Below are 24,160 nucleotides of genomic sequence, written 5' to 3'. Positions count from 1 at the left end.
TCTCCTCAGGCCGCGGCCGTGGCAGCGGCGGCGGTGTTGGCCATCTGGGCCTGCTTGTTCACCGGCGGGCCGGCAAACACGGTCTTGAAGCTGCCGATCGACAGCATGTCGATCTCCAGCAGGAACGGACCCGGCTCCACGGTGGCCTCTTCCAGCGCGGCACCCACGTCGGCCAGGCTGCTCACGCGGCGGTGGCGCAGCGCCAGCGACTGGCACAGCTGCGCATAGTCGGGCGTGTGCAGGTCCACGTAGTGGCGGCGGCCGCCGTACTGGGCGTCCTGGATGTTCTTGATCACGCCGTAGCCCTTGTCGTTCATCAGCACGATGACCATGTCGGCGCGCTCCTGCACCGCCGTGGCCAGTTCGCCAAGGTTCAGGATGAAGCCGCCGTCGCCGGCCAGCGTGAAGGTCTTCTTGCCCGAGGCCGTGGCCGCCGCGCCAACCGCCGCGCCGATGCCCATCGCCAGCCCCTGGCCGATGCCGCCACCCAGCGCATGGACGCCCGCGCGGGAATCGAAAATCTGCAGATGGCGGTTGCCCCAGGTGCTGTTCGATACCGTGACATCGCGCACCCAGTTGAAGTTGCGGCCCACGGCCTCCTGCAGCGCTTGCACCAGTGCGCTGTACGGGCCCAGGCCATCGACCAGCGCGCCCACGGCTACGTCATGCGCGCGGCGCAGGTCATCGGCAAACCCGGCGTCGATCTGCAGGCGGCCTTCGAGTCGATCGGCCAGTCCGTCGAGCGCCAACGCCGCGTCGCCGCTGACGAAGTAGTCGCTCTGGTAGCAGCGGCCTTCCGATGCCGGGTCCGCATCGATACGCAGCAGCGGACGCGGCAGCTTCAGTTCGTACTTCAGCGTTTCGTTGCCACGCAGGCGCGAGCCGACCACGACCATCGCGTCGCACGTCTGGTAGAACGTTTCCACCGGCTTGTGCAGGTTGTAGGCGCCCAGCGAGCGCGGGTCGTCCTCGGCCACGATGCCGCGCCCCTGCGTGGAAGTGACCACGCCAAAGCCCATGTCCATCAGGCGCTTGACCTGCTTGGTGGCGTGGCGCGCACCGCCGCCGAGCCAAAGCATCGGACGCTTTGCCTTGGCGAGTCGCTCGGCCAGTGCGTCGAGCGCATGGGGCGACGGCTGGTGCACCGGTACCGGCAGCGGCTTCAGGTCGCTCGGCATCGGAATCAGCGCGGCCTGGATGTCGATCGGGATCTCCACGCTGACGGGGCCGGTCGGTGCGGTCAGTGCGGTCTGCACGGCCAACTTGATCGTGGAGATCGCGGTGTCGGCGCTGCGGATGCGGAACGCCGCCTTCGACACGGCCTTCAGCATCGTGAGCTGGTCCGGCGCTTCGTGGATGTAGGCAAGGCTCTGGTCCAGGTACGGCGTTTCGATCTGGCCCGTGATATGGAGCATCGGCGTGCCAGCGGTCAGCGCCTCTACCATGGCGCCGGCCGCGTTGCCGGCGGCGGTACCGGTGCTGGTCAGGCACACACCAAGGCTGCCCGTGGTGCGAGCGTACGCATCGGCCATGTTGGTGCCGCCCGCTTCGCCGCGCGCCGGCACGAAGCGGATCTTGCCGCGCTCGCCCATCGCATCGAGGATCGGCATGTTGTGGATCGAGATCACGCCGAAGGCGGCCTTGACGCCGCACTGCTCCAGGAAGGCTGCAATGGCGCAGCCCACGGTGACTTGTTGTTGCTCGTTACGCATGACGGGAGAGTCCTCCGGAAATATCGATATGGCTGCCCGTGGTGTACGAAGACAACGGCGAGGCAAGGAACAGGATGGCGCGGGCGGCTTCCTGCGGCAGGCCGAGACGGCCCAGTTGAATATGTTTCTGCCGGGCCAGGCGCGCCGTCCAGGCGGCCCAGTCCAGATGCTGGTCTTCCGGCGGGCGCGCGTCGAAGCGCCGGCGCCACTGGCCCGATTCCACCAGGCCGATCAGGATGCCGTTCACGCGCACGCCCCTGGGCGCGAATTCGGTGGCCAGCGAGCGCACGAGGTTATGCACCCCGGCGCGTGCCGCCGAAGTGGCCACCATATGCGGCTCGGGCTGCGTGGCGAGCAGCGAGTTCACACAGACCACGGCGCCCTGCGGCGATTGTTCGAGTTGCGGCAGGAATGCCCGCGTGGGGTGGATCACCGAGAAGAACTTGAGTTGCAGCTCTTCGAGCCAAGCGTCGTCCTCGGTAGTGGCAAACGTCGAGACGCGGCCCTGGCCGGCGTTGTTGACGAGCATGTCCACGCGCCCGAGTTCGCGTGCCACGTCTGCGGCGAATGCGTTGACTTGTTCGGGCTTCAGCACGTCGCACGGCGCGGCATACAGGCGGCAACCGGCGAAGCGCTCGCGCAGGGCAGTCTCTGCGCCGCGCAGGCGCACTTCGTCGCGGCCACACATGGCAACGGCCGCGCCTGCCTCCAGCAGCAGTTCCACCGTGGCCAGCCCGATGCCGGACGAGCCGCCGGTGACGACGGCTACCTTGCCGTCGAGTTCAATCATGGACATCGTCCCCTTCCCTTTCATCTCGGACCATCGATATGACCCGGGCTTGCGCCGCCCTGGCATGGCGGTGCGCCCGGTAACCCAGCAGGCGCGACAGTTCGCCCGCCGTCTCCCTGACCTTCTGCGTCATGTGGTCCAGTTCCTCTGCCGGCAGCCGCGACGCCGGCACCGTTGCGCCCAGCGCGGCCACCACCTTGCCTGTGCGGTCACGCACCGGCGCGGCAATCGTCGAGATGCTGGCCTCGAAGAAACCTTCCTGCAGCACATAGCCGCGTTGCTGTACCTGCTGCACGAGTTCGAACAGCGCGTCCACGGTGCGCGGCGTGTTGTCCGAATACACCTGCAGCTGCGGCTCCGGATACAGCGCGCGCAGCTGTTCGAGGCCCAGGTCCTCCAGCAGCACGTGCCCCAGCACCGTGGCGTGCGCCGGCAGCCGCGCGCCCACGTTGACGTTGCTGGCGAACGGGCGCGAGGCCGCGGCCTTGGCCACGTACACCACCGAGCGGCCATCGCGCACGACGAGGTTGCACGGATACTCGATGTCGTCGCGCAACCGGTTCAGCAGCGGCGCGCCGAGTTCCGTCAGTTCCAGCGACGCCAGGTAATCGAAGCCCAGCCGCAGCACGGCCAGCCCGAGCCGGTACTCGCGCCCACCGTCGGCACGCTCGACATAACCGGTGGATTCCAAAGTGGCCAGCAGGCGGAACACCGTGGAACGCGGCACGTCGAGCCGGCGCGACAGGTCCGCTGCCGACAGTACGCGGTCACGCGCGCTGAACTCGGCCAGCAGGCGCAGGCCACGCTCCAGACCCGGGACGATGTAGCGGTCCAGGCTGTCGGAGGCGACGGCAACGGCGACGGCGGAGGGATTGGCGCTCATGGCGGGCTTCTCTCGTGACGTCGCGGATCAGCGCTTGACCTTGGTCAGCGGGTGCTCAGGCGGATACGTCGGCGTGATCGGCTTCTTGGCGCCCAGCATCACGCACATCAGCGCGTCTTCGTCGCCGATGTTGATCTCCTCGCGGTACACGCCCGGCGGCACTGACACGAGGTCGCGGTCGGTGAGGATGGTTTCGAAGCGCTCGCCGTCCTTCTCCAGGATCAGCTTGATCTTGCCGCGCAGGATGAAGAAGACCTCTTCCACATCGGTGTGCAGGTGCGACGGGCCTTCATGCCCGGCGGGGATGATCATCGTGGAGAACGTGAAGTGCTCCGACGGCACGGTATTGGTGTCTGCGGCCACGCCGGTGCCGCCCGTGCCCAGATAGCGCATCTGTGCGCGGCGATACTTGGGGTCATAGTCGGCCTGGAACTTCAGCGCGTCCCAGTCGTAGCGGCGCGTGGCGAAGCGCGCGACGCGCGATTCCATCCACTGGTCGAACGAGGCGCCTTCCGGTTGCTCCCAGCTGCGCTTGATGTTTTGCTGTTGCGACAGATCGCTCATTTGCTTTCCTCGGTATGTCGGATCGAAGGGTTCAGTGCATGACAAAGCCGCCGTTGACCGCCAGCGTCTGGCCGGTCACGAAACGGGCGAGGTCGGACAGCGCGAACAGCACGGCGCCGCAGACGTCATCGGGTACCTGTTCGCGCGGAATGGCGCGCTGGTTGCGGTAGAGGTCGTGCCGGTGCTGCGGCACGTATTCGGTGGCTTCCACCAGGGTCAGTCCCGGCGCCACGGCATTGACCGTGACGCTGGCGTCGCCAAGTTCGCGCGCCAGCGAGCGGGTCATGGCGATGATCGCCCCCTTGCTGGCCACGTACGCGAGCAGGTTCGGCGCGCCCCAGAGCGGGGTGTCCGACGCGAGGTTGATCACCGCGCCGCGGCCGCTGGCGCGCAGTGCCGGCGTGCAGGCCGCCGTCATCAGCCACGTGCCGCGCACGTTCACGTTCATCACGCGGTCCCAGGTGGGCACGTCGAGCGCGGTCAGGTCACGGCCGCCGGAATCGGTGACTGCGCCGTTGTTGACGAGGCCGTCGAGGCCACCGAGCGCTTCGATCGCGGCGGCGGCGCAGGCCTGTACGGAGGCCGGGTCGTTCAGGTCGAGCTGGAACGGCACCACGTCGAGTCCGCGCGCCTGGAGCGCGGCGGCCGATTCGTTGACACGCTCGGCCAGGATGTCGGCCATCGCCACGCGCCCGCCGGCTTCGGCAATCGCAGTGGCGAAGGCCAGGCCCAGCCCGCGTGCGGCGCCCGTGACGAGCACGCGGCGGCCCGCCAGCAGGCCGGCGGTTGGCTTGTCGGACACGAAATCAGGCATGGGTCGCGGCTCCCGACACCGGTTGCAGCATCGCCACCGGCTGGTCGGCCACTTCGGCGTCGGCGCGACGCTTCAGCAGGCGACGCACACGCGTGATACCGGCGTCGTGGGCGTACAGCATTTCGTGGTCGCGCGCCTGCGGGGCCATCGATTCGAGCACGACGCGGTCCTGTTCGAGCACGTCCCAGTGCAGCCCTTCGAGGCGGTTGCGATAGAGGAAACGCCACACGTCGCGCTCCCAGCCCTGCACATGGCGGGTACGCCAGAAGTACACCATGCAGTGCTCCTCGTCGATCGGGGTGGCGATGCCGACGATGCCGAACGGGCCACCGGGGCCGGCCTTGTCGCGGTAGGGAATCGACAGGCGCAGCCACATCGTGCCGGTCTCGCCGAACTCCACCCAATCGAAGTTCACGCCACGCTGGCCGGTCTTCTCGAAGATCAGTCCGTGTTCGGTTTCCACCACCTGCATCACGGCCGATTTCTCGCCGCTGGCCATCGAATGGGACACCGCGTGCAGGTAGGCACCGTGCATCGGGTCCATGACATTGTCGATCGCATAGCGGTAGTTGCAGTCCCACTGCGCCACGCACAGGAAGTGGCTGTGTTCTTCGCTGACCAGCTCCTCGGGCAGTTGCAGCGCATCGGCGTCGGTGGGCGCGCGGTCGCCGAACCACAGGAAGATGGCGCCGGCCAGTTCCTGCACCGGGTAGCTGCGCACGCAGGTGCGGCCTTCCAGCGGGCAGTTGTCCACGGCCGGCACGCTCTTGACCTGGCCGTCGCAGCCCACTTCCACGCCGTGGTACCAGCAGGCCACGCGGTCACCGAGGTTCCAGCCCATCGACAGGCGCGCGCCACGGTGCGGGCAGCGGTCTTCCAGCGCGTTCACCTTGCCGGCGCTGTCACGCCACACCACGATGTTCTGGCTCAGCCGCGTGATGCCGATCGGCGCCGCGTTGACCTGCCACGACGCCACCACCGGATACCAGTAGTTGCGCAGGCCGCTGTTCAGGCGCGCTTCGGCGCGTGCTTGCTTGTTCGATTCCATGTCTTGTCTCGCTGTGTGGAAGGCCGAAGCTCAGGCGCCGAGGCGGCGCATTTCGGCGAGGAAGCCCGCCTCGGTCCACGGCTGGCCATCGGCGCCGAGGAAGTTCGCGCGGTTGAACGCACGCACGATGTCTTCCGGGGATTTCGCGCCACCCTCGAAGGCGGCTTCAAGCGCATCACCGAGCGCGTTCTCGTAGGCGGTGGGTGCGGCGGCGCGCGTCTGCCAGACGATGTTGGGCACATGGCCCGGCTTCTCGATATGACCCTTGCCGGCCACGTTGTTGGGTGCGGGACGCTCCCAGGGCACCAGGTTCGGGTTGTACGCGAGGCTTTCCATTGCGCTTTGCTCCATGGCTTGCTTTGTGTGGGACGGCTGGCTCAATCGGCTATCGCATTTCCAGTCGGTCCGCGCTGCGTGCGTTTTACCTATGAAACACGAGTTTAAATATTGAACACAGGTACGACTATAGACAACGACGGTTCAAAAATAGACTGGGGTTAACCCCTGAAGCGCGCACCGCTGGCCGATTGCCGGCCAGCATGAGGCGCATAGATGGGGTCAGGCGGGCAGCAGTGCGCCGCGCACCACCTGCGCAACGGCGTGTGGCTGTTCGATGTAGCAGGCGTGGCCTGCCGAGGGGATGGCGTGGAACGGCAGGTTGAAGCGTTGCGCGAGGCCCGCGGAAGCTGCCGGCGTGGTCACGATGTCTTCGGCGCCACAGCCGATCTCTACCGGTTTCGTGCGCTCCTGCAGATAGCGGCCGATGTCATCGCCACACAGCAAGGCGACGGCCTGGCGATACCCGTCCGCATTGAGGCGGGCCATATTCCAACTGACCCATGCCCGCGCGTCGGCAGTCGCTGCCGGACTCAACAGCCGGGCCGGGCCGCGCTGGGCCAGGCCGTCGACGCCCAGGGTTTCCAGCGCTTCGATCCGTTGCCGCGCCACTTCCCGGGATTTCTCTTCTTTGCCCGCCGCGCCGTAGCCCAGTGCCGGACTGAGCAGCAGGAACCGGTCCGGCTGCATTGCCTCGCTCGCGTGCGCGGCATAGGCCGAGGCCATCAACGCCCCCAACGAGTGGCCGACGATCAGGTCGGGCTTTACGCGTAACGCGTCCAGCAACTGTTCCAGGCGTTCGGCGTAGTCGTGTGCCGTCGGTACGGCCATCGGCAACGGAGTCGAACGTCCATAACCGGGCGCATCCCAGGCAATGACGCGTGCGCTGGCAGCAAGCAGGCTTGCACAAGGCAGCCAGGACGCCGCGCCGGAGCTGATGCCGTGCAGCAGAACGATGACGGGGCCGCGTGTCCCACCCACCCGGCAGGCCACCCGCACGCCGTCACCGACAACCACTTCGCGCTCGGCGAAATGGGTATCGAGCGCGGACAACAAGTCGGCTGGCCGTCCGGGGGCCGGACCGCCTGGCGCGTTGGGCACATTCTGTTCCATATATGAAATCGTAGTCCGCAAATAAAACCTCTCGACTATAGGCCCGGGCGATAGCCGCTTGGCATCAGGGTAAACAGGGAGGCCGCGGATGCCACGCACTACCGTCATTGCCGCTGCTCACTAGGGTTCGCACTGATCTACGTCGCGCACCTTGCATGCCTATATTTCGTCCGAACGTTTCCTATGTAGTTCATTGTTTTACTAATGAAACACGACAGACGTGGCGGCCCCCATACCGTTGCCGCGCGGAAGCGTCCCACGAGCCCACAAGACTAGAGAAGGAAACGGTAGATGAAGATCGCAACGTATGCGGCAGCCCTGCTCGCCGCCGCGCCCGTGCTGGCAACCGCCCAGTCGTCCGTCACCATGTATGGCGTGGTGGACACCGGCGTCGAGTTCGTCAACAACGTAGGCGCCGCCGGCAACAGCGTGGTGCGGATGAATACCCTGACCGGCACCGTGCCTTCGCGCTGGGGCATGCGTGGATCCGAAGATCTTGGCAACGGCCTGAAGAGCATCTTCGTGCTCGAAGGCGGTTTCGCGCCAGATTCGGGTACGGCCAACCAGGGCGGCCGGCTGTTCGGACGCCAGGCACTGGTCGGCCTGCAGTCCAGCAAGTACGGCCAGTTGTCGTTCGGCCGCCAGTACACGATGCTGTTCTGGGCCGTGCTCGACCCGGACATCCTCGGTCCGAACGCATTCGGCTCCGGCTCGCTCGACAGCTACATCCCCAATACACGGGCTGACAACTCCGTTGCGTACAAGGGCAGCTTCGGCGGCCTGCAGGTCGGCGCCACCTACAGCTTCGGCCGCGACGTGGCCAACGCCGGCCCGAGCCCGGCTGGCACCAACTGCGCCGGCGAGAATCCGGCCGACAAGAGCCAGTGCCGCGAGTGGTCGGCCATGGTCGGCTGGGATACGAAAACGTGGGGCGTCTACGCCGCCTACGATTCGCAGCGCGGGGGCCCCGGCGCATTCGGTGGCCTGACCAGCAGCAGCCTGCGCGACGATCGCGCGTCGCTCTCGGGCTATGTCCTGCTCGACCGGACCAAGATCGGCGCCGGCGTGATCCGCCGCGAGAACCAGGCCAGCGCCACGCCGCTTTCGGAGCTTTACTACATTGGTGTGGCGCACGACCTGACGCCGGCCTTTACGCTGTCCGGCCAGGTCTACTACCTGAACTACCAGAACAGCGACAACAAATCGATGCTGTACGCCGTGCGTGGCATGTACAACTTCAGCAAGCGCACCGCCGTGTACGCGACGGCCGGCTACATCAACAACGACGGCAACCTGACGCTCTCGGTCAGCGGCGCGCAGGCCGGCGCCAATACGAAGCCGGGCGGCCAGCAGTTCGGCGCGATGGTTGGCGTCAAGCACGTTTTCTAAGCAAGAGGGCAACATGACATCCACTCTCCGCCGCATCGTCCTGGCCGCCATCGGGGCGGCCGTCGGCACCGCCGCCCTGCTCGCCACCGCGCCGGCCATGGCGCAGAACGGCTATCCGAACAAGCCGATCACCATCGTCGTGGCCTACCCGGCCGGCGGCGACACCGACGTCCTGGCCCGCCTGCTGGCCGAAAAGCTCTCCACCCGCCTCAAGCAGTCGGTCGTCGTGGAGAACCGCACCGGAGCCGCCGGCACGATCGGGAGCGCTTACGTTGCCCGCGCCGCCGCCGACGGCTACACGCTGCTGCTGGCGCCGAACACCGTGTCGATCGCCCCGCTCGTGCTCAAGGCCGGCACGGGCGCCAACTATGACGTGCTCAACGACCTGACCCCGATTGCCGAACTCGGCACCCAGTCGCTGTTCGTGGTGGTGAACAAGAACAGCGGCATCACGAAGATGAGCGACCTCGTGGCACGCGCCAAGGCCGGCAAGGTGGAAACGTACGCCACGCCAGGCAATGGCTCGCCGATGCACATCATGGGCGAACTGTTCAACAAGTCCGCCAACGTGAAGCTGTCGCAGGTGCCCTACCGGGGCACGGCGCCGGCCATCGTCGATGTACTTGGCGGACAGGTGCCGATGACCTACGTCACCTACGGCGCGGTGGCCCAGTACGTCGGCAACGGCAGCCTGCTGCCGCTGGCCGTGGCCGATACCAAGCGCTCCCCGTTCGCGCCCAACGTGCCGACGCTGGCCGAACTTGGCTACAAGGATGTGGAGATCAGCGCGTGGCAGGCGCTGCTGGGCCCGAAGAACCTGCCGCCGGAAATCGTCCGCCTGCTCAACGGACATGTGAACGAGATCCTGAAGCAACCGGACGTGGTGGCGCGCATGGCAACCATCGCCGTCACGCCGGTCGGGGGCGAACCCGCAGTGCTGCAGAAGCTGATCGCTGCGGATTACGCGCGCTATGCAAAGCTGGTGAAGGAGTTTGGCATCCAGGCCGACTGAATCGGACCTGAAGTTTGGTAGTACTGCAGCCCGGCATGATGTGCCGGGCTTTTTTTATGATGCTGCGGGCTTGGATGCGAAAATCCGTTCCGGCATCTTCAGGTTGCGCAATTCCAGTGCCTCCAGCGGACCGCGTCCAACGGCAGAGCGCATTTGATAGCGGATGGGATACACCATGCTTGAAGGGCCGGGCAGCTTAGCGGTGCGAGGCAGCAAACTGCCCGGATCGTTTTCTTCTTCCGCCGATGCACTGACATCATTGCCCGATCCTGCGTTAGCCCCGTCCGGCATCGCCTGGAACGTCAACTGGACGATAGCACTGTCGATGGGTTTCACGCGGGCGTATTCAAGCATGCGCACCCACGCCCACACCCCTTCGGTCTCGTGCGTCTTGTTCGTCCCCGCCGTATGCGTGCGCCATTGCAGCGATGTACGCGGTTCCTGCAGGTTACTCGCCGGCCAGGTCATGGTTTGCCACGTCTCACGCTGGTTGAAGTAGTGCAGCTTCTGGTTGTCTACCGTCAGTAGCGTGTGGGTCAGACCGGGCGTGGGCACCGGCTTGAGCTCGAATCGATACTGTGGATCGCCCTGCACCAGCATGTGTGCGCCAACGCGCTGCAGCTTATTAATGAACTTCAGGAAAGCCGGGTCGAATGGCAGCCCCTGCTTGCCACTGCCGAGGGGCACCCACTGATCGCCCTGCAGCGTCAGCACGCCGGCCAGTTCGGCTATCAGAAACGCATTGATCAGCCCGCTCTGTGGACGAATGTAGCGGGCCAGTTCCGGGAGCGATGCATCATTGGCCGTGTTCGCAAACGGATAGCGGCTCGCAAAAGCACGGTTCCATGGCAGCGCGATGGATCGGCGCCATGCCTCGTTCAAGCTGGCCTGCGCCGGTTGCAAGACCGATTGCTCCGCCTGGGCGATCGGGCGCACGAACAGCGTCTCGCCCATGCCAGCCCATTCGGCGCCAACGCTCGCTGCCGCGAGTTCCGCATAGGCGTGCGTGTTGGCCAGATCGGAACCTCTCCCCTGGAACAGCGACTGCGCCATCTGCCGGGCCTGCATATTGGCATCCGTGCTCTGCGTGAGTTGCTGCAGCCGCAAGCGCAAGGTGGTAACGCGGTCCAGATAGCGTTGCAAACTCAGATCGCCGCTACCGCCGCCCTGCTGGCCGGACTGCCCCGTAAGACGCATCACCGGCCCGAACGATGCCGCCAGTGGTCCCGCCGGGTCGGGCCGCACCGCTTCGGGCGCAGCGTTCCTTGCCCCGAAGACGCCCTGGGTCCTGGCCACGAGCGCCTCTCCGAGCGAATCCTTGCGTGCACCGGCGCCACCGTGATACGCAAACGACTTCATCAACACCAGGACAGGTGACTGCCGCGCATCCGCCATCAACTTGAGTTGATCGACGACCTCGGGGAGCGTTCGCACTGTCTGCCACTGCAATCCGTTCATGAATCGCTGCCAGTGCTCGGCGTAGTCGGCGAAGTACCGCCCCGTCAGCACCTCACGGAATTCCTCGGCCGATTCGCGCGAATGCTCGCCCTGTTGCAGGTTCCCATCGGATAGCACCCAGTCATTCGCCACATCCTGGCGCTTTGCCGCCTTCTCGATGGCGCCTTCCACATAGCCTTCGTACGCCTGCCGCGTAAAGCTACCTGGCACGACGCCGGTAGAGCGGATCAGCCCGCGCGGGTCCGCACCCGGTGTCAGCGACGCCAGCGTCTGGTCCGGGTACTTGCTTCCCGCTTCATCGAGAACCTGCTGGTAGATCGTATCCACCGCATTGCGCGCGCCGATCACGGCCAGCAGCGTTTGACGTGCGCCACTCGCGAGTTCTTCGCGCACATTGATGCGCCAGTTAGTGTTTGCTTTCAGATGTTCCGCATAGAACGTGCCAAAGCGCTCGGCCATATCCTGCTTCTGTCCGGGCGGAATCCTGGCCTCCGTGGACCAGTGCTCCGCCATCCGCTGCGCGAGGAAATCTGCCTCGACACGCTCGGGATACGCCAGCATCAGGTAAGCCTTGAGTGTGCTGTGCCCCTTCAGCGCCCATTTGCTGGCCTCATCGTTCATTCCGGTAGTCTGCAACTGCGACAAATCGACCAGTGCGGCTTCCAGTTCCTGCACCACAGGCCGTACCACGATGTCGCGACTGGCCGTGATATAGGGCATCCACAACGCAGCCAGTATTTCTGCATCGCTATTCAAGCCAAATCGCGTGAACAATGGCGCGCGGTTCTGCAGGCGATACTCGTAACGCAGGATCTGCTGCTGCAGCGTGTCCAGCGCCTTGAGACGCACCGCCCCGTTTGGCGCGGTTTGGATGGCCCTCACGGCATCCTGTGCCGTCCGCAGGTCAACATGATTGCGCAGGCCGGAGACCACCATGCCGGTCGTCCAGAGGCCGATAACCACCAGAAGCGACCACGCACCGATCGTCAGCGGATGCCAAATCGTTCGACGACCGGGCTGACGTCGTGCGCTATCGGCAAGGCGTTGCCACACCGGCGATTGGCTCCCCTGATGACCACTGACCGTAAACGCCGGCACGAATGCCACGCCTCTTGGCGACAACTGCATACGTGCTGCCTTGGCCAGCCCTGCGAACCACTCCGCCAGCACCTTGCCTCGGCTGTCCAGCCGCCGCGACAGCTCGCCCAGGTACCGCTCCCGCGGCGTCTGCGGGAGTTGCGCAAGGCTGCGGCGCATGAGTTGATCGCGCAGGTTCAGCAACGCGGCTTCGCTGGCATACGCATCGTTCCCGCGCGGCACTTCGCAATAGATCAATGGCTCATCGAAGGTGGATGACGCATGGTTCGATCCTACTTCCAATGCAAAGGTCGGCGCGGCCCATCGCAACGACTCGGCAATCCGCGCGAGACGGATGCCATGGGAATCGCGACCCCGGAGCTGCGTGGGCAAGTCCTTGTCGCTGTCGGTGACGAGCACGACGGCATCGATGGGACGGCGGCGGCGAAGTTTGTAGAGGCGGTTGAGCCAGGTGGGGTCGGGTTGGCCAGACTCGCCAGCGCCATTCCACAACAGTACGGCGTTGTCTGTTTGCAACCAGCCGTGTTCGACAACGTCCGGGAGCAGGCGCTGAATAGTGGCGTTGTCCCCGATGAGAAGCAGCCAGGATTGGCGGTAACGCCAGCCAAATCCATCCTTCAACGCCTCTGTCAGGCCCTTCTGCCACGCCTGGTTTGCGATATCCGATTGTCTTGCCTCCCCGACACGGGCCAACGCATCCCGCCTCGGGCGCCCCGTATCCTTGTGACGGGCGTTCCGCGCCATCCAACGCCAGCAGCTTGACAGGGGGGCGCGCAATGCAAGCAGCACGACCCCCACCAGTGTGACTATCAGGACGCGCACCTCAGGAGAGGCGTGAACGGCTTCACCCTGGAACCATGCCACGATTGCAGCAGCCAGCGTGGCCGTGCTGATGATGATCCAATAACCTGAAAGCTTCATGGTCGATGCTCGACTGCGTGAGGAGCCGGTAAGGGTTGCACGACGGCGAGTTGTAACCCTTGCTGCCGAGTGACCACAAGTTGAGGGATGCGGGTCTGCGCGGCCCGCTCGACCGCAAGAACAGCCGCCAGCCATGCGGTGGCGCAGCCAGCGTTGCCCAAAGACAGGTCGATATCGTGGACACCAGACAAGCCGTCAGACTTGGATGCGGCAAGTTCCAGATCCGATGACGCCTTGAGCACGGCGCTCTTCTCCGCTGAGGAAAGCCCCGCTTGCCAGATGTCGGCCACCTTTTTCGCTTCTGCATCGCCCCATTGCAGCGCTGTCGACATCGCGTCACGCAATATGTGCTCCTGCGCTGCAGCCGGACGGTGCCATAGCGCACGGATGGACACCCCCTTGCGTTGCGCCAGCGGCGTCCAGCCCAGCAGCACCGCGACGGCGGCTTCCGTACTGTTTTGCGGCGGTGTTACATGCAATTGAATGGAAACAAACAGCGCGAATTTTTCAAGCGCCGGGCCGCCGTGGGCATCGAGCCATGTGTCCGTTTCCATTACGTTCTGCTCCGGCGAGAGCAGAATGGTCGGCACGGGACGATAACCAAACCTGGTCCAGCAAGCCTGCCATCTCTCCAGCAATTCGTTCTGGTCGATGTCCTCCGGTAGCTGCAAGTAGACTTCCAGGGGAATGCTGTGCGAAAGCGTATGTATCGTACCGTCGAGCCGGTCCAGCAGATCGACGAACCCAGCGGCAAAGCGATCGGCACGCAGCGGACCTTCCAGCGTCGGCAGTGCCGTATGGCGAACGGCAACACCCTCCGTCACCGGCATCTGCGACTGAAGTAGCTTGTTGCCGCCTGTAATGCGCGCAGAAGCATCGTATGCGCCGAACGCACAGAGATAGGCGAAGTCGACCACTGCGAGCGGCTCCTGGGCAAAGCGGACAGCCTCGGCATGATCTTTCTGCCATTGGGCCTGTTCGGCCTTCAGCCGCTCGGTCTCCTGCTCGAAGTACATCAGGCGGAGACCGAACAGCCCCATCCCCGCTAGCGTCGGGAACACGAGGACTCGTACCCAGAACCATGCGGTACGGCTCTGCATGTCCGCAGGCCAGGTCCACAGTGCGTGCGCGGAGCCGACAGCGACCACGGCAATGAACACGGCCGTCCACACATACCGATTGGGTGACCTGGGCAGAGTTACCTGCGGAGTCGGTGGCAGTACGACCGGCATCGCAGCCCCTTCAGCAAAGACTGGAAATGACCTGGCAACCGCACGTGACGCGGTACAGGTGCCGAGCGAGCGGTATGCCTTCATCCTTCATGGATGCGTCGCCTTCAATGATGACATTGGGGTTGACCCGCGGATGCTTCATACAGGTAACCCGGTCGCCTTTGCGCGCTAGCTTGCGCCCGTCGTACATCATTGCTTCCGATGCACTGATGACAACGCCATCGCCGGTCGTCGTGTCTCCGAGGCGGATGAAATCCATCTTGGTGTTTCCTCGTCGAAAGTCGTTAGTGGCCGAGTGGCTGCTGCTCTGCCTTGCGTGCCCGCTGATGCTTCTTCACGACGTACTCGTACAAGCCGGGAACCGAGTTGGCAAAATCGAAACAGCGGTGGGGAACAGGCCAGACGTTTGGATCATCCCGCTCGACCTGGCACGTTGCTTCGACTTCTGGTGGAAAGACCGGCTCACGACAGGTTTTCCAGACAAGCCAGCGGGTCGCCGTGTAGAGCAGGACGAACGGATAGGCGAGGATCTTCCCGATCAATGGAAGGCTGCCTAAATAGTAGATGTGCAGCATGATGTAACAGTTGCACAGCGACGGCATCACTGACAACTCTACATAGCGATCGAGTGGATGGGGGCCGGCGGCCTCAGGGCCGTCATTCATGTAGCAGCGAAGGAACTCCCACATTTCGAGCAGCGCGCGCTTGTCATCCACATCATGGCCGAGCGCAAATGTGTCCTTGACGATGTCGCCATCGAGAACATGTCCGCAAATATACGTGGCCTTCGGAAATTGCTTGCCGCCCACACCGATGTGAAAGTACACCTGATCCCACGACACTGAGAGCGTGCCTCCGGCTCCATTGTGGCGAAAGACGTGAATCATCCGGGTCTTGCGGTTAAACCGAACTGGCCAGTAGGTGTAAGAGAAATACTCGCCGCGCAGAGTAAGCTTAACAATGCACCAAAATATTATGTATATCGGTACAATCATCAAGAACACGGTCCACCAATATTCCTCATCATCCCGGATCGAATAACCCATCCAGTTCAATACTATAAGAGCGGGAATCATCATCAAAACCGTCAATGTCGCAAGGAATGTGTTCATCGTTCCTCGATAAACAAAGCGGCGGTCGATCCAGTCGAGATAGGTAGAGTTCATGGCGATCAATGCAGCCCGTTGCTGCGGACGCGCAACCGGCGCACCGTCTCGCGGTAGTGCCTGGTCGCGTTCCTCTTGTGTCAGCGAGCGGTTGATCTTGAACGGTATGGTCCATCCCTTGTACATCTAAGCTCCTTTGCCAAGTTCTTCGAGCGCACTCATGCCATCGCTACGGTCGATCGATATGTCGCGCCGAAACAAACGATTCGATAGCCCCTACTTGCCAAACGGCCGTTGCTCTCTTCTGCGCGCCCGCTCCTTGTCCATGGCGTGCTCCCACAGGCCCGGAACGGAATCGGCAAACTCCGCGCAGCGGCGAGGGACAGGCCAGACATTGGGATCGTCCGACTCAACTTGGCATGCCGCTTCGACATCCGGCGGGAACACCGGCCTACGACACGTATGCAATACGAGCCAACGTGTGGCCGTATAGAGCAGGACGAAAGGATAGGCAAGAATCCGCGCGATCAATGGGAAGCCACCAACGTAGTACGTGTGCATCATGATGTGGCAGTTGTACAGCGATGGCGTAACGGACAAACTGATGTAGCGATCGAGCGGATGCGGGCCAGCAGCTTCTGGACCTTCCTCCATGTAACAACGTATGAATTCCCACATTTCGAGCAGCACGCGTTTTTCATCCTTGGGCGTGTCATGACCAAGTGCGAAGGTATCCTTGACGATGTCGCCATCGAGAACATGTCCGCAAATATACGTGGCCTTCGGACACTGCTTACCGCCTACGCCGATGTGAAAGTAAATCTCGTCCCACGGCACTGAGAGCGTGCCTCCGGAACCATTGTGGCGAAAGACGTGAACCGTCCGGGTTTTGCGGTTAAACCGAATTGGCCAATAGGTGTAGGAAAAGTACTCACCGCGCAAAGTGAGTTTTACGAGCAACCCATATATGATGTACACCGGCAGCCCCATCAATAATAATAGCCACCAGTATTCCTCCTCATTTCTAATTTGATAGACCGTGATATTTGCATATATGGAAAACGGGACTATGAACAGAATCGCTAACGTCGAAACGAAAGTAAGCATCGTTCCTCGATAAACAAAACGACGATCGATCCAGTCAAGATAGGTCGAGTTCATGGCGATCAATGCAGTCCGTTGCTCCGGACGCGCAACCGGCGCACCGTCTCGCGGTAGTGCCTGGTCGCGTTCCTCTTGTGTCAGCAAGCGGTTGATCTTGAACGGTATGGTCCATCCCTTGTACATCTAAGCTCCTATGGAAAGTTCATTGAGCGCGCTCATCTGCGAAAAGGGACCGTCAAAGAACTTTCTGGGTCCTTTTCCGAAGTACAGGGATTGCTCCAGCCACGCTTGGATCTTGTTTGGAGTCAGCCACGCCACCACGATCATGACGACGCAGATGACTAAGCCGACGGTAATTCCGATAGGCCCACCAGCTGCGGATGCGATGGCAAGAATTGAAATCGCCACGGATACGACACCGGCGACAATTAGCGTGCCGCCTATTACGCGATGGTTTCCAGAAAACCATTCCGCCCCTTCACGAACAACCAACGCCCCGCCAATAGCGCCGCCTAACGCCCCAAGCAATCTTCCAATTCCAACGAACCAACCGGATCGGCTTCGAAAGTCAACTCCAAGGAAAGAAAAGGGCCTCGACAACGGACTCGCCCCCCAAGCTGTCTGTTCCAGTGCTTTACCCACGACCGCACTCATCAACCCAACCAGCGCGACCACCCCGCCGGCAAAGTTCGCGACCTTATGGTTTTTCTCGTCAGCACTGGCCTGGCTCATCTCGCCGTACGCCAGACGTAGCGTGACGGCCGACAGAATCATCTGCACGACCCCGGCCTTTACCTCCAGATCGAACACCTTGCCGATACCAGCTTGCACCGCGGCGTCGAACTGGCTGTGTGTGACCACTTGGGAAATTCCGACCTTCAACGCGCTGCCTTTCTGTCCCGTCAGCAACTCCTCAGCCATTGCCTTGTCGATCAACAGCACCGCATGAATGGGACGACGAACGCCCTGCGATTCGGCTGCCAAGTCGAGCACGGCACGCACGCCGCTGCGGTATCGGTTCTCGTTGCCGCCGCCGATCGACGCAAGCAACGCCGACACCATCCTGATGCGCTGTTGGCGCGTCATTTCGCTGCGTAGATCCACCACCATGAGGTCGGGATTGCGAGCCTTCGCGACGGAGACCAGCAAGCTCATTCGCATCCGGGTGGGCAGTGACGCTGCCAGCCCTTTGTCGATTTCAGCACTCAGCCTTTGAACCATGGGCCCTGCCACCTGATAGAGCAGACTGTCGAGCTTGCCAAAGTAGCTGTCGTCGGCACCCGCCGTTCTTCCCGATGTGAGGTAATTCCTCAACTGTTCATGGAACTTCTCGGCGGCCACAGCCCACGACGCTGCGGACTGGGCCGCGCTGTCGATGGCGTTCTGTTTCCACGCCAGGGTGAGAGGTTCCTGGTTCATGACGAACGAACGAACCAGCCAGGCGTCGGATTCAGTGGGATCGCGCTCGATCTGCTCGAAAAGCCACGCGGCAGCCTTCTGACGGCCTCCAGCCTCTGCGATCAGCGAATGGACAAGCTCGAGATAGGACTCACCGCTACGCAGATCCTTCGTGTCGTAGTGAAACTTGAAGACGCGAGCCAGGGATGGATGGCCAAGCCAGTCCACGAATGCTCGATCAAGGGGCATCAGGATGTTGTTGGAGAAGACTTCCAGGTCCAACTGGTAGACCGTTTGATAGCTTTTCCACTGCAAACCTGATGCCTTATCTGCCTTGAGGCGGGTTTCGTAGTCGCTGGCCCATGCTTCCTCGGCAATCTGGCCGGCGCGGCTGTCGATGCGGCGTAGCGCGTCTCGCTCCAGTTCTGCAGCAAGCTCTTCCTGGCGCTTGCGCATCGAAGTCGGCATGAAAGCGGCGCCGGGATTGTCGAAAGATGGCTCCATCAAGCTCCGATAGAGAAACCCTGCAGAAGTTTTCCTTGCTTCGACTGCGCCGTTGCCGATGGCCTGCTTGAGAGCGCCGATCAGCTTGGCGGTTTCGAACTTCCAGCGCCGATCACGGGAATCGGTAAACTCGATACCACGCTGGATGGCCAGTCCATTGAGGTCAGCGGCCAGCCCCGCCGGATCGAGCACGCCAAACATCGCGGGCCGGAGTTGCCCGGCTTGCTCTTTACCCCAGGCAATCAGCGATGGCGTCTCTTTCGAAGTCAGCCAGAGGGGTTGCACCGAGAACTTCCACGCTGCACAGTCGATCCGTCCTTCGGTGCGCGCCTTGTCGACGCCGGACGACAATAGATCCTGGACCATAGGCGACAACAAATCGGCAGCCTTGCTGCTCGTTTCATCCGTTCTGCGCAAGTCGTCCGGATCCGTGTACGGCGGCGGCAAGAAATGCTTGATGTACTCGTGCGTGTCCCGCTGCAGCGCGGCGCCGTCCGCCACGAATTCCGCCACGTGCTTGAGCTCGTCAAACGTCGCCATGTGCGGCACGCCCTTGCCACCTCTCCACGCTGCTACATCCATGCATTGCAAGGACTTCCTGCGTTCGTCTGCATCGCTCCTGGTCGATCTGCCGAGGATGGCCGCCGTGTATTCCTCGAGTACGTCGGGGGTCCAGGCCACGTCACTGAATCCCATCCAGACCTTGGTCGCCGTGGCGGCATCCTTCACGGTGAAACAGCGCGCCTTGTACGGGTCTGCCTTGATCCTGCAAGCCTCACTGAAGGTCTTGTCGCCCACGAGAGGTGGCGCCTTCGCATACGCGTCAAACTCGTATAGATAGCCCTGATCGTTGACGACATAGGATCGCCACTCCTTGCGACGTTCATCGAAGGTGTACAGGAAGCCGCTGCGCAGCAGGCGTAGCGTGTAGCGGGCAGTGTCCGGCAGCGTGATGGCAGCTACGCCCTCGCCGAAGCCCGGCGGCAGGCCCGGTGCATTGCCCCGATCGGTTCGGGCAATGGCATAGCGCACGGGTAGGATCGGCAGGCCTTTCTTGTCACAGAATGGACATGAGGATTCGTCGATGCTTGCTTTGGTCATGATGGTTCTATTGCGCTGGTTCGAGATCGGAGGCGAATGCCTGCAGATGGGTGTCATCCAGGTCCGCACAGGCCGAGACATAGGTCGTCGTTCCACCGCAGGCCATGGCCAGACGCTGCACCAGCGCCGGATGCTGATGGATCGAACGGCCGAATCGCAGGGCCTGTAGCGCAAGGACGATATGGTCCTGCCGATCGTCCAGGCCCTTGATGGACTGGGCGTCGGCCAGCAACCGATCGAGCTGCCGGGCCGTCTCGATGCGATAGGCGTGGTTGGCGTCCACTCGCGCCAACGTGCGTATCGCCAGTTGCAGGTCTGCCATGCGCAGCAAGGAGGACCACTGAACCGGCGTCAACCGCAAAGGGCGAATGCTGGGTTGATCCGCATCTCGGGAATGCGAATGCCAGATGCCGCCGGGCTCCCTCCAATGCCAGGTGTCAATCGGTCCGAGCAAACTATCCAGCTGGTCAGTGGAGAGCAGCCATCGGAGGTGGCGAAACACGAGTGGGTCATGGATCCGCAGGATGTCATCCTGGCCCTTCTCCTGTCGGACCACCATGCGCCGCGACAGATGTGTGACGACCGATGTGGATGTACCGGGGGCATCGAGCAAAGCCATCTGATAGGGCTTGTCAGACGTCTCGGCACAGACCGCTTCCCGATGCAGCACGGTGGCGCGCTGCGTCTCGTCCAATTCGTCGAGATCCACGAGGATGGGAAACAATTCTGATTGATCGCGGAAAGCCTCCGGAACAATCCGCTGGGAAGGAAGATCGCTCCAGTATTTGGGGGAGACCTGGGCTGCGTTGATCACCGCGAAGCGGACTGCTGGAAAGGCCGGGATATCAAAGATGTCTGGCGTATCTGGCGGGAGATGCATCGTCATGTCACACTCCCGCGCGCATCAACGCGGCGTTCGCGTCGTTGGCCTGTTCACCACGGATCGCGCAGCCTGCCGCAGGACTGGCCAGTGACGCTGTGACACGCTGCGATCCGGGCGATGCCTTGTCCCACGACGCGCACCTTTCCAGGATATCGCCTGACGTGGCATTCTCGATTCGGCTGCCGTTGATCTTGATGTATGAGCCCCCGGCGCCGATCCACACCTCGTCTTTTGCACTGAGAACCAGCTTGCCGTCGGTGCTGGTGATGGTGAGGTCCTTGAGCGCAGCAAGGTTCATTGCATCGTTCTGCGCCTGGATGTCGACCTTGCCCTGGTTGGCGAACAGCTTGATCCCCAGTCGCTGCGCGAAGAGGCTGATAGCCTCGCCTGCTGCGACGGTGAACTTGCGCAGTACACCCACGTCGGCGCTGTCGCCTGCGCTCAGCGTCAGGTTTCCACCAGCGCAGTGCTGGATGGACTCCGGCGTGGCCAAGGCAATCGACGCATTGGCGCTCAGCACCATGACCGCTTGCTGGAGATCCTTGATCTGATCCTGGAGAACCCTGTTCATCGCCTTGGCATCGGCAGCGTCTGCCTTCGCCGCACTGGCGGCATTGGCGAGTTGCTCCATCCGGGTCTGGGCGGCACCAAGCTGCGCCATGGCTTCTTGCATGTCGAGCTGCATGCCCCTGGCCTTCTCGCGGTCGTCCGTGGCGACAAGCAATCCCCGGCCTGCGCGGATAGCGCCCCACCCCGACGTCCGCAGTTCGAAGCCCTCGCCCCGCTGCTTCACCCGATGGTCGACCAGGTAGCCCATGTTGAGTTGGGTCTTGCCGCTGTGCTCCGTGGACAGCTTGATCCCTTCCCGGCCCTCCCAATCCTCGAACCGCAACTTGTTGTTCGACTGCGTGCGGATGACGTTGCGGGACATCCAGCCGTCGCGGCCGACAATCAGGTCTTCGTGCTGGCTGTGGTGCTGCGCGTGCGCGATATAGGGCTTGTTGGGATCACCATCGCGGAACGCAACCGCTACCTCGGTCCCGTCGAGCAATGGAAAATGAAAGCCGGTCTGCCGCGCGCCGGCGAACGGTTTCGCCAGCCGCAACGGCACACTTTCCGTGCCCTTCTGCCACTCGTCGAAATCCAGGTCCAGCCTGACTACGTAGTGGCCTTGAGGCGTCAGGTAGGCATACTTGTAGCCGCCCGGAGAGGTCACGCGCCCGCTCAGTGTTCCAGACATGCGCGGCCACTTGGCCTCGTCGATAGGCAGTCGATAACGCCGTCCCGAAGGAATCGCCTTGTAAGTGTTGCGATAAGCCTGATCGCGTGCGCCGGTGTGGATGACCTCGGTGACGACCTGCCCGTCCGGCGCATCAGGCAGTTCGATGTCGGACCGAAGAATGCGCGCAGGCCGCAGGCCCAGGATGTTGGTCTGCCCCTCGTAGACGATCTGCCCCGCCATGGCCGCCTCGTGACGCAACCCCGCCTCCCACCGGGCGCCCGCCGTATCGAGATGATGGGTGCCATAGACGTAGGGTTGCCCGTAGTTGCCTTTTTCCTTGCGCGCGACGTTGGCCTCGGCCTTGAGGCGTTCGTAGGCATGCCCGGGGTTGTAATCTGCGACGAGGAACGACTCGGGCACGGTGTGCACGTGCGTCTGGATCTCGAACACCGTCTCGATCCCGGCTTCCAGCCCAGCGGTCTCACGGTAGGGAACGCGCAACTCTGGCTTGTAGAGGTAGTGATCGATGTCGTCGGCGATGACGAATACGTCGCCGAACACCGTGCCGTACTGCCCAGGAAGAAAATAGCTGTACAGCCCCTCTTGTTCCATCAGCAGCCGGATATAGTCCCAGTCGGACATCTGGTACTGAAGGCGGAACTTGTGCTCCGGATATTCCCGACGCGTCTTGAAGGCGAACTGATGCGGTTCGAGGTTATGGCGACGCAGGATGGCCTTGATGATTTGCGGTGCCGTCTGGTTCTGATAGATGCGGCTGGCCTTGGTCAGCGCCAGCAGCGCCACCTTCGGCCGCAGTTCCAGTTCGTAAGCGCAGAAGTCGTGCGTATGCCCGGTCTTGGAGAAGCGAAAGATGAAGCCCGAGAACTCGCGTGGCTCCGAACCATCGCCGGGATCGATCCTGAACGTGGCGTCGTGCCTCAGATAATCGTGCCGTTCCAGTTCGCCGGGGCACGTGAGTTTCACCTTGACGCGATAAGGCTCGCCCAACCGCTCCTCCGCCTCGAACGACACCACCGAAGTTTCGGCAGCATGGCCCGCTCCCACCACCTCCAGGTGATACGCCTGCCTGCCCGTCACGGCCCTCGGGAGCCGGTCGGCCATGGTTCTGCGCGCAATCATGCTATCGGTCATCGCCCCTCGCTCCCCGTATGGTCCGAGGCCAATGGCGACGCGATGGCGCCGATCCTCGCCTGCAGGCGCGGCGCTACCAGTCCCAGGCTGTCCAGCGAGACGGCCAGCATGGCGTCCCGCACCAGCAGGTCGAAAAGGGCCATGACGGGCTCCGGCAGCGGATTCCTGCCTTCCACGCCGTCGTGCCACGCCTGGACGAGCGCGATACTTTCGGAATCCAACTGCTGTCCTTCGCCACTCGCCAGGACTTCGCTTTCCAACTGGCGGAGGCGGTGGATCGCTCCCTTCAGCCCGACCAGAATTGCGCGGCGGCTCATCTGCTCGTCGTCATCCTCGCCCGCGCGGCCTTGAGCGAGGGCCGAGGACCGCGTTACCTCGGTGGCGGTGTACGCCAGGGCCATGTCCTGCGCCTCGCGTGCGGCGCGCAGCCGGGCCGATGCCTGGCCGAGCGCCTGATGATCGGCGGGAACACGCCGGCGTTCGGCATCGAATGCTTCCTGTGCGAGCCGTATTTCCTGCGTACGCTCCAGATGCAGGCGCATGGCCTCGTCGGCTGGCTCCGTCACCGTCCTGCGAAAGTCCGGCTCCTGGTAGCGAACGGCGAGCCAGCGCACGAAAGCGTGCTTCTTCACATGGCTGGCGGGCATCTCTTCGCGTGGCACGACCTCGCGGTATCCATCGATGAGGTCGGGCAGCGCATAGGCGGCCCCATGGTCGGCCGGCAGCGTAGCCTCAGCCAGTTCCTCGAAGAAATCGGGACGAAACTGCCGCACGGCCTCGATCTTGCGCACCCAGGCGCCGACGGCATGGTGGAGCCGCATTCCGCTCGAATCCGACCGGAACTCCGCCTCGACGCGGTCGTCAGGATGGAAGTGCAGGCCGAGGACACGAGGTTGACCGGGGCGTCTGCTAGTGGACGGCGGCACCTCGACGCTGACCGTTTTCTGGATCGTCCTGACCGGTGCATCGGCGTCCACCGGGCGCATGGCTTCGTCAGTGTCGTGCACCTCCCACTGCACGGTGAACGTCGTGCCCTGCAAGGGAAGGCAGCAGCCCAGACGGCCAGCGCCGGCGCCGGCTGGCAGGTCGGCGTCGGCTGCCAACTGATTGCCGTTGTCGTCGGTGATCACGAATCGGCTGAGCCGGTTTGGCGTGTAGTTATAACCTGCGAGGCGCAGTCCGCCATCGGCGGCGCTGGAGGAGGACCCCTCGCAGCCGGCCAGCAGCATCGTTGCCAGAACGAGTGCTCCTGCCACGGCGACATGGGTGTTGGGCTTGGTCATCGGCTGCTGCTCCGTTGTCGGCGTCACTGGACTACCT

Annotated in this window: 19 protein-coding genes; 2 read left to right on the top strand and 17 right to left on the bottom strand. The window is 63.2% G+C overall.

Translation table 11 applies throughout. The features are described from left to right. Window positions 1-5 precede the first annotated feature (5 nt). The 8 genes from EV147_RS17010 to EV147_RS16975 all read right to left on the bottom strand — a co-directional run bounded on the left by EV147_RS17010 (window position 6) and on the right by EV147_RS16975 (window position 7,260). Window positions 6-1,712, bottom strand: a complete 1,707-nt coding sequence (locus tag EV147_RS17010; protein ID WP_130392392.1) for a thiamine pyrophosphate-binding protein — start codon at window positions 1,710-1,712, stop codon at window positions 6-8. Beyond that, entirely contained in the window at window positions 1,705-2,508 is an 804-nt protein-coding gene (locus EV147_RS17005) for an SDR family oxidoreductase (RefSeq protein ID WP_130392391.1), read from the bottom strand. Before EV147_RS17005 ends, EV147_RS17010 begins: the two co-directional genes overlap by 8 nt. Beyond that, window positions 2,495-3,385, bottom strand: coding sequence for an IclR family transcriptional regulator (locus EV147_RS17000; RefSeq protein ID WP_130392390.1), 891 nt, complete (start codon window positions 3,383-3,385; stop codon window positions 2,495-2,497). Before EV147_RS17000 ends, EV147_RS17005 begins: the two co-directional genes overlap by 14 nt. Window positions 3,386-3,412: 27 nt before the next feature. Next, entirely contained in the window at window positions 3,413-3,949 is a 537-nt protein-coding gene (locus EV147_RS16995) for a cupin domain-containing protein (RefSeq protein ID WP_130392389.1), read from the bottom strand. A gap of 31 nt (window positions 3,950-3,980) precedes the next feature. Then, on the bottom strand, window positions 3,981-4,763 hold the full coding sequence (locus EV147_RS16990) for an SDR family oxidoreductase (RefSeq protein ID WP_130392388.1): 783 nt from the start codon (window positions 4,761-4,763) through the stop codon (window positions 3,981-3,983). Beyond that, entirely contained in the window at window positions 4,756-5,811 is a 1,056-nt protein-coding gene (locus EV147_RS16985) for an aromatic ring-hydroxylating dioxygenase subunit alpha (RefSeq protein WP_130392387.1), read from the bottom strand. The genes EV147_RS16990 and EV147_RS16985 overlap by 8 nt, the downstream gene beginning before the upstream one ends. Before the next feature lie 30 nt (window positions 5,812-5,841). Next, window positions 5,842-6,147 (bottom strand): recombinase-like helix-turn-helix domain-containing protein, encoded by a 306-nt coding sequence (locus tag EV147_RS16980; protein WP_407923248.1) that lies wholly within the window; start codon window positions 6,145-6,147, stop codon window positions 5,842-5,844. 222 nt (window positions 6,148-6,369) lie between these two features. Further along, window positions 6,370-7,260 carry an alpha/beta fold hydrolase gene (locus tag EV147_RS16975; RefSeq protein ID WP_130392385.1) on the bottom strand — a complete coding sequence of 297 codons (891 nt, stop codon included), beginning with the start codon at window positions 7,258-7,260 and terminating at the stop codon, window positions 6,370-6,372. 291 nt (window positions 7,261-7,551) lie between these two features. On the opposite strand from EV147_RS16975, the gene EV147_RS16970 reads away from it, so the two are divergent. Continuing rightward, window positions 7,552-8,649 carry a porin gene (locus tag EV147_RS16970; RefSeq protein WP_130392384.1) on the top strand — a complete coding sequence of 366 codons (1,098 nt, stop codon included), beginning with the start codon at window positions 7,552-7,554 and terminating at the stop codon, window positions 8,647-8,649. A 13-nt stretch (window positions 8,650-8,662) separates the two neighbouring features. After that, window positions 8,663-9,661: a Bug family tripartite tricarboxylate transporter substrate binding protein gene (locus EV147_RS16965; RefSeq protein ID WP_130392383.1), complete on the top strand. Its 999-nt coding sequence runs from the start codon at window positions 8,663-8,665 to the stop codon at window positions 9,659-9,661. A 54-nt stretch (window positions 9,662-9,715) separates the two neighbouring features. Here EV147_RS16965 and EV147_RS16960 read toward each other — a convergent pair whose 3' ends face one another. From EV147_RS16960 to EV147_RS16920, 9 genes are all read right to left on the bottom strand, one after another. Continuing rightward, window positions 9,716-13,138 (bottom strand): ImcF-related family protein, encoded by a 3,423-nt coding sequence (locus tag EV147_RS16960; RefSeq protein WP_130392382.1) that lies wholly within the window; start codon window positions 13,136-13,138, stop codon window positions 9,716-9,718. Next, window positions 13,135-14,238, bottom strand: coding sequence for a hypothetical protein (locus EV147_RS16955; protein ID WP_235844787.1), 1,104 nt, complete (start codon window positions 14,236-14,238; stop codon window positions 13,135-13,137). The genes EV147_RS16960 and EV147_RS16955 overlap by 4 nt, the downstream gene beginning before the upstream one ends. A 142-nt stretch (window positions 14,239-14,380) precedes the next feature. Next, window positions 14,381-14,629, bottom strand: coding sequence for a PAAR domain-containing protein (locus tag EV147_RS16950; RefSeq protein WP_130392380.1), 249 nt, complete (start codon window positions 14,627-14,629; stop codon window positions 14,381-14,383). 25 nt (window positions 14,630-14,654) lie between these two features. Beyond that, window positions 14,655-15,662 (bottom strand): DUF6708 domain-containing protein, encoded by a 1,008-nt coding sequence (locus EV147_RS26275; RefSeq protein ID WP_130392379.1) that lies wholly within the window; start codon window positions 15,660-15,662, stop codon window positions 14,655-14,657. A 90-nt stretch (window positions 15,663-15,752) separates the two neighbouring features. Beyond that, a complete protein-coding gene (locus tag EV147_RS16940; protein WP_130392378.1) occupies window positions 15,753-16,763 on the bottom strand; it encodes a DUF6708 domain-containing protein in 1,011 nt (336 codons plus the stop codon). Then, window positions 16,764-19,583 carry a T6SS effector BTH_I2691 family protein gene (locus EV147_RS16935; protein WP_130392377.1) on the bottom strand — a complete coding sequence of 940 codons (2,820 nt, stop codon included), beginning with the start codon at window positions 19,581-19,583 and terminating at the stop codon, window positions 16,764-16,766. A gap of 7 nt (window positions 19,584-19,590) precedes the next feature. Further along, window positions 19,591-20,469: a DUF4123 domain-containing protein gene (locus EV147_RS16930; RefSeq protein WP_130392376.1), complete on the bottom strand. Its 879-nt coding sequence runs from the start codon at window positions 20,467-20,469 to the stop codon at window positions 19,591-19,593. A gap of 1 nt (window position 20,470) precedes the next feature. Beyond that, entirely contained in the window at window positions 20,471-22,840 is a 2,370-nt protein-coding gene (locus EV147_RS16925) for a type VI secretion system Vgr family protein (protein ID WP_130392375.1), read from the bottom strand. Continuing rightward, a complete protein-coding gene (locus EV147_RS16920; protein WP_157994698.1) occupies window positions 22,837-24,123 on the bottom strand; it encodes a DUF3304 domain-containing protein in 1,287 nt (428 codons plus the stop codon). Before EV147_RS16920 ends, EV147_RS16925 begins: the two co-directional genes overlap by 4 nt. Window positions 24,124-24,160 lie beyond the last annotated feature (37 nt).

Origin of the sequence: Cupriavidus agavae (assembly GCF_004217045.1) — a bacterium.
GTDB classification, from domain to species: Bacteria; Pseudomonadota; Gammaproteobacteria; order Burkholderiales; family Burkholderiaceae; genus Cupriavidus; species Cupriavidus agavae.
This window is presented reverse-complemented; position numbering and strand designations above follow the sequence as displayed.